Here is a 10946-nt window from a genome sequence, read left to right as displayed (position 1 = left end):
GCATGTCACGCGACGCGGAAGAGGCATTCAGTGCGCCTTCATCGGAGCGACGGCCAGCACGGGCAGCTCCAGCGTCCGGCCCGTCGAGGCGGGCGTGACATAGCCGCGCCGGGTGAACACCCGCAGCAGGCCCACGCACAGGGCGGTGAAGCCGGCGAACAGGAAGACCACGGCCAGCAGCGGCGCCTTCAGGCTGGAACCCTTCGTCGGGGCCTCGGCGCGCTCGATGACGGTGACGTTGTCGGCCCCGGCGGCGACCAGGGCGTTGTCGGCCCGCGCCTGCACCTCGCGCTGCTGGAACTCGCGGATGTTGGCGGTCAGGACCTCACGGTTGCCGGCCAGGTTGGCGTTGGTCGATTCCAGTCGCGTCATCTCGGCCAGGCGCGAACGCAGCCGGGACAGTTGCTCCTCGGCGATGGCCAGGCGGGCGGCGAGACCGTCGCGGTCGGCGGCGGCGGTGATGCGGGCGGTCTCGATGGCGGTGAAGATGGTGCTGGGCCCGGTGCGGACCTCCTTGGCGCCGACGGTCGTGCCCGTGGCCACATAGGCCTGAAGGTCGGTGATCTGCTGCTCGATGTCCTTCACCGGCTGGGCGTCGGGCGTGTAGCGCGACAACAGCGCCTCGCGCTGCGTACGCAGTTGCAGAATCTGGTCCTGGGCCGAGACGTTCAGGTCCTGCTGCAGCACCACCTCGGCCGGCTGCTGGGCCAGTTGCGATTCCAGCGTCGACAGCCGGCGGCTGGCCTGGTTCAGCTGGGCCCGAAGCGACAGGGCCTCGGCGTAGGTGGCCTGGTAGCTCGCCGCCAGCGTCGCCTTGGCGGTGGCGAAGTCGCCGATATTGTTGGAGGTCATGAAGGCGTTGTAGGCCGCGTCGGCCCGGGCCAGTTCGTCCTCGAAGGCCTCGCGCTGGGCGGCGATGGCCGGTGTCGTCCGGTCGCGGAATACGGCGCGGCGCTGGATCAGATACTGGTCGATGATCCCGTTCAGGATGGTCGCGGCGCGCGCGGGATCGTTGGCGGCATAGGAGGCCGAGATGATGGCGCTGCCGGCGGTGACGCCGACGCCGAGGCCGCTGTCCAGCGCCTTCAGCGCGGCGGACGCCTTCTCGGCGGGCGTGCCCTTGGCGCCGGGGCCGAGGATGGCGTCTGGGCCGAGCGCCTCGACCGTCTTCTGCTTGACCGCGAGGCTGCCGAGGATTTGCGCCTCCGACTGGGCGACGGCGTCGGCTTCCAGCGGCTGGCCGCGTTCGGTGGTCCCGACGCGCGGCTGATAGACGTATTCCTGGCCGACCCCGGCGTAGACGCTCGCCGTGGCGGTGTAGGATTTCTTCAGGGTCAGGACCGCCGCCGTGCCGAGCGCGAACACCAGCAGGAAGACGATGATCATCAGCAACAGCTCGCGGAACAGCAGGCCGACGACATCGACGAAGCCGTAGCGCGGGCGGACTGTCGTGTAGGCCGTCGTACGCATGCGGGCGGGCTGATTCCATCAAACAAGGGTGGCGCGCTCAGCCTTGAGCTAACGGCGTTAACCATCGGTTACGCATAAGCGGCGACCCTCACTCCAGACGACGCTTTCCGGGAACGAACCGCCATGTCCATCGACCGCCGCCTGCTGCTTCTGGGCCTCGCCGGGGTCGGCGGAGCGCTGGTCTCGGGATGCGGCGGCGGGGAGTATGGGTCGCGCATGCCCCGGCCCATGGCGTCGGGTGACGACCGGGTCCGCCCCGTCGGTTCCGCCGCCTTCCCCGAGGTCGCATTCGCCGACTGGTCCGAGATGGAGCCGGAATACGTCCTCTACCCCGGCGACGAGATCGAGGTCGCCACGCCGACGGCCGTCGAGCTGACGCGGACGCAGAAGATAGGCCCCGACGGCCGCATCTCGCTGCCGCTGGTCGGGCAGATCATGGCGGCGGACCGCACGGTCGCCGAGGTCGAGGCCGACGCCTCCGCCGCCTTCGCCAGCCAGCTGCGCCGCCCGGTGGTCGAGATCACGCTGAAGACGGCGGGTCCGATCCGGGTCTGGGTCGACGGCGAGGTCCGGACGCCGGGGGTGATCGAGATGACCGGGGATCTGGACGCCTATCAGGCGGTGGTGCAGGCCGGCGGCTACCTGCCCACCGCGCGTCAGGACGAGGTAGCGCTGATCCGGCGTGGCCCCGGCGGCGTGCGGATGATGCGGGCGCTCGACCTGCGGCCCCGCCGCGGCGAGGTGGTGGCGCTCCGGCGCGGCGACATCATCTTCGTGCCGCGATCGAACCTGGGCGAGGTCGCCAACTTCGTCTCGCTGTTCCGCAACGCCCTGCCGATCGGCTTCAGCTACGCCATCGGCGGGCAGTATCAGAATTTCTAGGGCGGCGATCGAGCGGGCTGACCGCGACCGACCGTCGCTCGTCGATCTGTTCTTCAGTCCGGTTGCCAGTCGCCGAGAGGCGCCGGCGTTGCGTACAGCTTGGGGCAGCCCTCGCAGAAGCTGTGCGTTGGTCCGGCGCTGGTCACCCGGGCGGGATTGGAGACCTCGCGGCGAACGGCCCGATAGGCGGGTCCATTCCAGATATCCTCGAGCGGCGTGTCGAAGACGTTGCCCAAGGCCCGCGGCTCGCCTCCCTCGCTGTACTGTTGGCCTTCCCGCCATTTGCAGCATGGGATGACGTCGCCATCGTACTTGATCACTGCGCCGCTGTACGGCCAGTGGCATCTGGGCAGGAGCGACCGGGAACGAGGAGCTCCGGGCTCCTCCGCGCCGAGGTCGGTGTCCACCGCGTTGTACAGGTCGCCGTGAACATCATGGTAGGCGCCGGAAAAGGTCGAGAAGGCATCGACTCCGAGCGCGCGTACAAGCGCTTCGACACGGTCGGCCTCGCCCGGCGGGTGATGAGCGAAGGACAGATGCTGCACTTCGATCAACGGAGCCGAAAGGCCCCGCCGGTCCCGCTCCTCCAGCAGGCGCCGGAGGTTGTCGAGAACGAGGTCGAGGCGGCCCCGCACCCGCGTCGCTCCGTAGCTTTCCTGGGTCGCGCCATCGACGTCGACAGTAAGATGGGTGAGCCCCGAGGCGAGGATCGCTCCGATCCGGTCATCCGACAGATTATAGCTGAGATGGGTCGAGGCATGCGTCGCCAGCCCCGCGTCGGCCGCTGTTCGCACGAACTGGGCGAACTGCCGGTGCATCAGGGGGTCGCCGTAATAATAGAGGCTCACCGCCAGTGTCCGCCCCTTGATCTGGCTGACGATTTTCTGGAATTGCGCCAATTCCATCCGGTCTGACGGCTTGAAGGACTGACGGTCGAGCAGCGGCCGATTGCGCCCCGCCGGATCGGCATGGAGGCAAGCGGGACAGGCCAGGGCGCACAGCGGAGATATATCGATCTTGACGATCGGGGGCAGCGGCGCGGCGCGGTCGTGGTGCATCGCGTAGCGGGCGCCGCTGGCCGCAAGATTGAAGAGCGCGAGAACGGATGGCTTGCCGAGCAGCCAGGACATCCTTCGGCGCAATTGCATTGCGGTCGCCAACCTGGGCACCGGACTCTCCACAGCGTGGGTCGCTAGTCATGACAGTCGCCGATGGCGATTTCCAGCACGTCCGGCGGGAGTCGGCCGCACCTATTCTCGCATCTGAATATCTGGCCTATGTCCGATCTCCATAGTTGCGCGAAGTCGGGAGAAACCGTGGTCGTGGCGAGCGTGGGTGAGGCATCGGGTACGGAAGGCCGCGCCAGACCGACGTGCCTGCTACTTATGCCGCTGACCTTCTACAGCTTTCCCAAGGCATTCTGCCGCGCTCTTGAAGCCCTTGGTTATAACGTCGTGCTGGCCAACGACGAGTATCCCGCAAACCCTTTGGGCAAGGCCTTGAACAAGCTGGATCTGGCCGTAGGGCGACGCTGGACCCGCCGCGTCGTCAACCGCCGCTTCCTGTCCGGCCGCCACTACAATCTGGTCGTCATCATCAAGGGGCGTGGCGTCGGACCCGAACTGGTGGCGGACATGCGCCGATGCTCGGACAGGATTGTCGGCTATCATTATGACTCGCTGGCCTACGAGCCGGCGTCCGCGCACTGGGGTTCCGAGGTCGACCGTGTCTCGACGTTCGACTACCGCGACGCGGCGGCGAACGGCTGGCCGGTCGTGGAGTTGTTTTCCGCCACCCGTCCCCCGGACCCGCGCCCCCCCGTTCGATATCGCGTATCGGCGATCCTGAGAAATCACTCGCATCGTCTGGTGTTCGTCGATCGGGTGCTGTCGCGGATGGGACGGGAAGGCGCCCTGATCTATCTCTACGAGAAGGACGTGCTGAGCTTTGCGTTCAACGCGCTACGCCACCCGCTGCTCTACTGGAGGTGGCGACGACAGATCCATTTCACACCGATGGACTACGAGGCCTATGCGCAGGTGCTGGCCCAGTCGCGGTTCACCCTCGACTACGCGCACCCGAAACAGACCGGAGCCACGATGCGCTCGATCGAGGCCCGCAGTCTCGGAATCGTACTGATCACCAACAATACGGCGATCCTCGACAGCCCGACATTCGACCGGCGCGGGGTGGTGGTGTGGCGGGACGGCGAAGGGGATCCGACGGTCGACATGGCGCTCGAACGTCCCGCGCCCCGGCCGCGGTCGCCGGAAGCGTTCATGGCGGAGGTGATCGGCGCGCCCCCGCCCCTCGAAAGGTCTGGCGGGGAAAGTCGATGCGTCGCCCCGATAGGCGCCGCGCCCTGAAAAGCGGCCAAGCCGGACGGACTACATTCTGGGCCGCCCCCTGCCTGCGCTCCGCCGCCTCAGGCCGCGAGGGAGACTACGCCGGCGTCGATCCAGCGGCGGGCCGCCTTCTGGGCTTCGGCGATCTCTTCCTGCTCCATTTCCTGGCTCATCTCGCGGCGATAGACGCGCGCCTCGATCGAGCCCTTCATGGCCGCCAGGTTGAAGATCATGTGGGCCGACACGCGATCCATCGGGCAACCGCCCTGGCCGCTCGAATACATCATGCCCAGACGGAACAGGTCATCCCCGCTCATGTCGGCGGTCGGCAGGGGCAGGCCCTGCTCTTCCCTGGTCGTGGGCGCCGTTTCTTGCGCGATCATCACCGTATCTCCCGAACCGGAGCCTTTCTGGCCCCGTCCTGTGAAACACGATCAAATACCCGCGGTTTGAAGTTAAAGTTAACAGCGAACAGGCCCTTGCGGACTTTTCAGTAAAGGTTGGATGAATACTCCACGGCCCGTTCAGACCTATGAAATATTTCGGCAATCCCCGATTCACACAGCCTAACGAGACATGTTCCGCGGCTTGGAAGGTAGCCGCCCGAGCGCCTGTCGTGGTCGCCCGATTGCGCCGCCCTCGCCCCCGAACCTGACAGAGACGTTCAGGCGCAGTTCATCGGCTGCGGTGGAGCTTGGGACCATGATTAACGGGCCGGCGCCGCTCTTCCGTCCCGCCGTGTGGATGGAGAACCCAATGAACCGCTTGACGAAGGCCGCGATCATCGGCCTGGCGCTGGCGACCACCGCCGCCCCGCTGGCGGCCGAGGCCCAGAACCGCGGCGACCGCCGTGAACGCCGCGAGGATCGCCGCGAATATCGCCAGGACCGCCGCGAAGATCGCCGCGAACATCGGCAGGAGCGCCGCGAAGACCGCCGCGACTGGCGACGGGGCGAATACGACAGCCGCCGTGAATACCGGCAGGACCGTCGCGAGGACCGTCGCGAATACCGCCAGGAGCGCCGCGAGGATCGCCGCGACTTCCGTCAAGACCGCCGATGGGATCGCAGCAACCGCGACTGGTGGCGCGGCCGCGACGACTTCCGGGACTATCGCGGATCCCGCAGCGGCTACTGGTACGCGCCGAGCTACGGCTACTACCGGGTCGAGCCACGCTACTACGGCTACAGCTGGCGGCGCGGCGGCTACCTGCCGTCCTCCTACCGCGGTTATTATGTGCGCGACCCGTACGTCTACGGTCTGGGTCCGGCGCCGCGCGGCTACCGCTACGTCCACGCCGGCGACGATATCGTGATGATCGCCATCGCCACGGGCCTGATCGCCAGCGTGCTGAGCGACGTGTTCTAGCCCGACCCAGGGTGATCGTCAGGAAACGCCCCGCGGCATTCGCTCGCGGGGCGTTTCCATGTCGAACGTCGGCGTTGCGGCGCCATTATTCGTTCAGTCACGGTTCATGCGACAAGCGCGACGGTGTCTCCAAGCCGTCTGACAGGGGCGTGCAGGAAGAAACGAGAATGAAACGCTCACTGATGGTCGCCGCGGCGCTCGCGGCCTTCGTCGTTCCCGCGGCCACGCCGCTCACCGCACTGGCGCAGGACGCCCCGAGCCGGGAAGCGCGCGCCGAAGCCCGCGAACAGCGGCGCGAAGCCCGCGCCGAACGTCGGGCCGAGCGTCCGGCGGCGCAGCCCCGGGCTGAACGCCCAACCCCGCCGGTCCGGCGCGAAACCCCGGCGCCCCAGCCCCGGGCCGAACGACCGGATCGCCCCGCCGTCCGCCAGGATCGCCGCGAGGATCGCCAGGAGCGGCGCGCCGAGCGGCCCAGCCGTCCCGCTGCGCCCGAAATCCGGCAGGATCGCCGCGAAGACCGGCGCGAAAACCGCCAGGAGCGGCGCGAGGACCGGCCCAATCGTCCCGAGAACCGCGAGGAGCGGCGCGAGAACCGGCAGGAGCGTCGCGAAGATCGCCGCGAAAACCGCCAGGACCGGCGCGAGGATCGCCAGGAGCGCCGGCAGGACCGGCGCGAGTATCGCGAGTTCCGCCAGCGCTTTGACGGCGCCCGGTGGCGGCAGGACTGGAGTCGGCGCCACGGCCGCGACTGGTGGCGCAACGACCGGCGCTGGCGCGGCTACAGCGGCCTTCGCGTCGGCTTCTATTTTGCGCCGGGCTACGGCTACTACAATGTGCCGCGCAACTACTGGCACCAGCGCTGGAGCGTCGGCGAGTACCTGCCGTCGATCTTCTGGCGCTACCGGCTGGACGACTGGCGCACCTACGGCCTCGGCTATCCGCCCGAGGGCACGCGCTGGGTGCTGGTCGACAACCACATCTACCTGATCGACCAGTACGACGGCTACATCATCGACGTCATCTACGACGCCTGGCGCTGGTAAGCCGTCAGCGTACGGAAGGAACGCCGGCCGATCCCCCGATCGGCCGGCGTTTCGCTGTTCGAGACCGAGGTTGCAGCCGCCCTCGCACCGCGTCAGAACCGGACGCATGAGCGACGCGGCGATCAGCGACACGACCACGGGCGAGGAGGTCCCCTCCTCCCGCGCGCCCCAGCTGCGCCTGTCGGAGGAGCTGCTGGCCTCGCCGGCCCGCTTCTTCAATCGCGAAATCTCCTGGCTGAAGTTCAACGGGCGGGTGCTGGAGGAAGCGGCCAATCCGGCCCATCCGCTGCTGGAGCGGCTGCGCTTCCTGTCGATCTCGGCCAACAACCTCGACGAATTCTTCATGACCCGCGTCGCCGGCCTCAAGGGCCAGGTGCGCGAGCGGGTCCGGGTCCTGTCCGCCGACGGCCTGACCCCCGCCGAGCAGCTGGCCAAGGTCAACGTCGCCGCCGGCCTGCTGATGGATGAACAGCAGCGCCGCTGGCGCAAGCTGCGCAAGGAACTGACCGGCGTCGGCATCGAGGTGGTCGATCCGGCGAAGATCACCCGCACCGAGCGCGAGCGGCTGGAGCCGGAATTCCTCAGCCAGCTGTTCGCCATTCTGACGCCGATGGCCATCGATCCGGCTCACCCCTTCCCCTTCCTGCCCAACCTCGGCTTCTCGCTGGCGCTCAAGCTTCGGCGTCGGTCCGACAACCGGACCCTCTACGCCCTGGTGCCGGTGCCGACGCAGGTGAAGCGGTTCTGGCCGCTGGCCACCGACGGCCGCTCCACGCCGGGCCGCAAGCGTTACCTGACGCTGGAGAGCCTGCTGATGCTCTTCATCGATCACCTCTTCCCCGGCTGCGACGTGCTGGAGCGGGGCGTGTTCCGCCTGATCCGGGATTCCGACATCGAGATCGAGGAGGAGGCCGAGGACCTGGTCATGGAGTTCGAGGAGGCGCTGAAGCAGCGCCGGCTCGGCTCGGTGGTGCGCATCAAGATCGAGGCGTCGATGCCCGATGACCTGCGCACATTCATCACCAACGAACTCGACGCCGCGCCTCAGGATACCGTCATGGTCGACGGCATGCTCGGCCTCGCCCAGGTCTCGGACATCATCCCGACCGGCCATCCCGACCTGAAATTCCCCGGCTACGAGCCGCGCTATCCCGAACGCGTGCGTGACAACGGCGGCGACATCTTCGCGGCGGTCCGCGAGAAGGACATGCTGATCCACCACCCGTTCGAGAGCTTCGACGTGGTGGTGCAGTTCCTGCGCCAGGCGGCGCGCGATCCGCACGTCATCGCCATCAAGCAGACCCTGTACCGGACCTCGCGCGACAGCCCGATCGTCGCCGCCCTGATCGAGGCGGCGGAGAACGGCAAGAACGTCACCGCCCTGGTCGAGATCAAGGCGCGCTTCGACGAGGAGGCCAACCTCAAATGGGCCCGGGCCATGGAGCGGGCCGGCGTCCATGTCGTCTTCGGCTTCGTCGAGTACAAGACCCACGCCAAGCTCAGCGTGGTGGTGCGGCGCGAGGGCGAGGGCCTCAAGACCTACTGCCACTTCGGCACCGGCAACTATCACCCGGTGACGGCGCGGATTTACACCGACCTGAGCCTGTTCACCTGCGAGCCGGTGCTCGCCCGCGACGCCTCGCGGGTGTTCAACTACATCACCGGTTACGCCACCCCGGACGAGCTCGAGGCGCTGGTCGTCTCGCCGCTGAACATGAAGGCCACGCTGATCGACCTGATCGGCGCCGAAATGGCCGCGGCGGCCAAGGGCAAGCCGGCCGCCATCTGGGCCAAGCTGAACTCCCTGGTCGATCCCGCCGTCATCGACGCCCTCTATCGCGCCAGCCAGTGGGGCGTGCGCATCGAGCTGGTGGTGCGGGGCATCTGCTGCTTGAGGCCCGGCGTGCCGGGCCTGTCGGAGAACATCCGGGTCAAGTCGATCGTCGGCCGCTTCCTTGAGCACGCCCGCATCGTCGCCTTCGCCAACGGCCGCGACCTGCCGCACGACAAGGCGAAGGTGTTCATCTCGTCGGCCGACTGGATGACGCGCAACCTCGACCGCCGCGTGGAGTTGATGACGCCCGTGCTGAACGCCACCGTCCACGACCAGGTGCTCGACCAGATCATGGTCGCCAACCTGAAAGACGACGCCCAGAGCTGGGTGCTCGACGCCGACGGCGACTATCGTCGGGTCACGCCCGTCGACCCGGACCGCCCCTTCTCGGCCCACAGGTATTTCATGACCAATCCCAGCCTGTCGGGCCGCGGCCGCAAGGTGAAGACCTTGCCCGGCCATCTCAGCTACGAGCCGTCACGGAAGAAGCGCTGATGCCCGAGGCGCTTGTCTCGGCGTTCGCGACGCCCCGTGAATTCGCCGCCGTCGACATCGGCTCCAACTCGGTCCGGATGGTGCTGTACCGGCTGGAGGGGCGCGCCGTCTGGACGGTGTTCAACGAGAAGGTGCTGGCCGGCCTCGGCCGCGATCTCGCCTCGACGGGCCGCCTGTCGGAGCACGGGGCGGCGATGGCGCTGACGGCGCTGAAGCGGTTCGCGGCGGTGATCGACGGGGTCAAGCCGGCCCTGACCTTCGTCGCCGCCACGGCCGCGGTCCGCGAGGCCGCCGATGGCCAGGCCTTCTGCGAGCGGGTGGCGGCCGAGACGGGCCTGATCATCCGCGTCCTCTCCGGCGAGGAGGAGGCGCGCTACGCCGCGCTGGGCGTCATCGCCGGCATGCCCACAGCGCGGGGCGTCGCCGCCGACCTGGGCGGGGCCAGCCTCGAACTGATCCGCATCGGGGACCGGGGCGTCGAGCGGGGCGTCACCCTGCCGCTCGGCCCGTTCTCCCTGTCGAATGAGGGCCCCTTCGACGCCGGCCGGTTGCGGGAGAGCATCGCCAAACGGCTCAAGCCCGCCGACGATTTCAGAACCGACACCCTCTACGCCGTGGGCGGCGCGTGGCGGACCCTCGCGCAGGTCCACATGGGCCACGTCCGTTATCCGCTGCACATCGTGCACCAGTATGTGATGGACGCCGCAGACGCGCGCGACATCGCCCGGCTGATCGCCCGCTCCTCGCGCGCCTCGCTGGAGAGCTGGAAAGGCCTGTCGAAGAAGCGGGCCGAGACCCTGCCGCACGCCGCCCTGGTTCTGGAGGGGTTGATCGATCGCCTCGGCCTCAAGCGCATCGTGCTGTCGGCTTGGGGCGTGCGCGAAGGACTGCTCTACGAGGCGCTGGACGACGACGACCTCGGCTCGGATCCCCTGCTGGCCGGCTGCACCGCCCTTGGGGCGCGGCAGGGCATATCACCGGGCCTGCCGGGGGCGCTGTTCGGTTGGCTGCAGCCGATCATCAAGGCCCTGCCCGAGGCGTTCGGGACCGAGCGCGACCGGACCTTGGCCGATGCGGCCTGCCGTCTCGCTGACCTGGGCGCCCGGCTGCACCCCGACCACCGCGTCGAACTGGCCTTCGACCAGGTTCTGCGCGCGCCGATCCCCGGCCAGACCCACGCCGAGCGCGCCTATCTCGCCACCGCGGTCAACGCCCGCTACGGCGGGGGCGCGAATACGCCCGAGCCCGACACGGTCGCGCGCCTGCTGACCGAGAAACAACGCACCGCCGGCCGCGCGCTCGGTCTCGCCATCCGCCTGGCCTGCGACCTGTCCGGCCGGGCGCCGCAGCTGCTGGTCAACGCCCACGTCGCGGTCACCGACGGGGTGCTCGTGCTGAGCGCCTCCGAGGGCTACGCCGACGTGCTGCTGGGCGAGCAGACACGGCGACGCGGCAAGGCGCTGGCCGATTTGATGGGTCTGAAACTGGATATCCGCAACGGCGCCTGAC

The 10946-nt window shown here is 68.4% G+C and carries 9 protein-coding genes; 6 read left to right on the top strand and 3 right to left on the bottom strand.

The window, feature by feature from the left end; genetic code table 11:
• Nucleotides 1–27: 27 nt before the first annotated feature.
• Nucleotides 28–1470 (bottom strand): GumC family protein, encoded by a 1443-nt coding sequence (locus ACSQ1L_RS01230; protein ID WP_435991166.1) that lies wholly within the window; start codon nucleotides 1468–1470, stop codon nucleotides 28–30.
• A gap of 123 nt (nucleotides 1471–1593) precedes the next feature.
• Between ACSQ1L_RS01230 and ACSQ1L_RS01225 the strand changes: the two genes are divergently transcribed.
• Nucleotides 1594–2352 (top strand): polysaccharide biosynthesis/export family protein, encoded by a 759-nt coding sequence (locus ACSQ1L_RS01225; protein ID WP_435991164.1) that lies wholly within the window; start codon nucleotides 1594–1596, stop codon nucleotides 2350–2352.
• 53 nt (nucleotides 2353–2405) lie between these two features.
• On the opposite strand, the gene ACSQ1L_RS01220 is transcribed toward ACSQ1L_RS01225, so the two are convergent.
• Entirely contained in the window at nucleotides 2406–3482 is a 1077-nt protein-coding gene (locus ACSQ1L_RS01220; protein WP_435991162.1) for an SPASM domain-containing protein, read from the bottom strand.
• A gap of 147 nt (nucleotides 3483–3629) precedes the next feature.
• On the opposite strand from ACSQ1L_RS01220, the gene ACSQ1L_RS01215 reads away from it, so the two are divergent.
• Nucleotides 3630–4718 carry a hypothetical protein gene (locus ACSQ1L_RS01215; protein ID WP_435991160.1) on the top strand — a complete coding sequence of 363 codons (1089 nt, stop codon included), beginning with the start codon at nucleotides 3630–3632 and terminating at the stop codon, nucleotides 4716–4718.
• 59 nt (nucleotides 4719–4777) lie between these two features.
• Here ACSQ1L_RS01215 and ACSQ1L_RS01210 read toward each other — a convergent pair whose 3' ends face one another.
• Nucleotides 4778–5080: a sel1 repeat family protein gene (locus ACSQ1L_RS01210; protein WP_435991159.1), complete on the bottom strand. Its 303-nt coding sequence runs from the start codon at nucleotides 5078–5080 to the stop codon at nucleotides 4778–4780.
• A gap of 373 nt (nucleotides 5081–5453) precedes the next feature.
• On the opposite strand from ACSQ1L_RS01210, the gene ACSQ1L_RS01205 reads away from it, so the two are divergent.
• From ACSQ1L_RS01205 to ACSQ1L_RS01190, 4 genes are all read left to right on the top strand, one after another.
• Nucleotides 5454–6065 carry an RcnB family protein gene (locus ACSQ1L_RS01205; RefSeq protein ID WP_435991157.1) on the top strand — a complete coding sequence of 204 codons (612 nt, stop codon included), beginning with the start codon at nucleotides 5454–5456 and terminating at the stop codon, nucleotides 6063–6065.
• 167 nt (nucleotides 6066–6232) lie between these two features.
• A complete protein-coding gene (locus ACSQ1L_RS01200) occupies nucleotides 6233–7108 on the top strand; it encodes an RcnB family protein (RefSeq protein ID WP_435991155.1) in 876 nt (291 codons plus the stop codon).
• A gap of 106 nt (nucleotides 7109–7214) precedes the next feature.
• Nucleotides 7215–9437, top strand: a complete 2223-nt coding sequence (locus tag ACSQ1L_RS01195; RefSeq protein ID WP_435991153.1) for an RNA degradosome polyphosphate kinase — start codon at nucleotides 7215–7217, stop codon at nucleotides 9435–9437.
• Entirely contained in the window at nucleotides 9437–10945 is a 1509-nt protein-coding gene (locus ACSQ1L_RS01190) for a Ppx/GppA phosphatase family protein (RefSeq protein ID WP_435991151.1), read from the top strand. Before ACSQ1L_RS01195 ends, ACSQ1L_RS01190 begins: the two co-directional genes overlap by 1 nt.
• The last annotated feature ends 1 nt before the right edge of the window (nucleotide 10946 follow it).

It is taken from the genome of Brevundimonas sp. LjRoot202 (assembly GCF_964253355.1).
Classification (GTDB): domain Bacteria; phylum Pseudomonadota; class Alphaproteobacteria; order Caulobacterales; family Caulobacteraceae; genus Brevundimonas.
The sequence above is the reverse complement of the archived record's forward strand: the minus strand, read 5'-3'. Positions and strand labels throughout refer to the sequence as shown.

What these genes read in the sequence shown, in the direction of transcription:
- ACSQ1L_RS01190 (WP_435991151.1), top strand. Translation starts at nt 9,437, where the DNA reads ATGCCCGAGGCGCTTGTCTCGGCGTTCGCGACGCCCCGTGAATTCGCC.
- ACSQ1L_RS01195 (WP_435991153.1), top strand. Translation starts at nt 7,215, where the DNA reads ATGAGCGACGCGGCGATCAGCGACACGACCACGGGCGAGGAGGTCCCC.
- ACSQ1L_RS01205 (WP_435991157.1), top strand. Translation starts at nt 5,454, where the DNA reads ATGAACCGCTTGACGAAGGCCGCGATCATCGGCCTGGCGCTGGCGACC.
- ACSQ1L_RS01210 (WP_435991159.1), bottom strand. Translation starts at nt 5,080, where the DNA reads ATGATCGCGCAAGAAACGGCGCCCACGACCAGGGAAGAGCAGGGCCTG.
- ACSQ1L_RS01220 (WP_435991162.1), bottom strand. Translation starts at nt 3,482, where the DNA reads ATGTCCTGGCTGCTCGGCAAGCCATCCGTTCTCGCGCTCTTCAATCTT.
- ACSQ1L_RS01200 (WP_435991155.1), top strand. Translation starts at nt 6,233, where the DNA reads ATGAAACGCTCACTGATGGTCGCCGCGGCGCTCGCGGCCTTCGTCGTT.
- ACSQ1L_RS01225 (WP_435991164.1), top strand. Translation starts at nt 1,594, where the DNA reads ATGTCCATCGACCGCCGCCTGCTGCTTCTGGGCCTCGCCGGGGTCGGC.
- ACSQ1L_RS01215 (WP_435991160.1), top strand. Translation starts at nt 3,630, where the DNA reads ATGTCCGATCTCCATAGTTGCGCGAAGTCGGGAGAAACCGTGGTCGTG.
- ACSQ1L_RS01230 (WP_435991166.1), bottom strand. Translation starts at nt 1,470, where the DNA reads ATGCGTACGACGGCCTACACGACAGTCCGCCCGCGCTACGGCTTCGTC.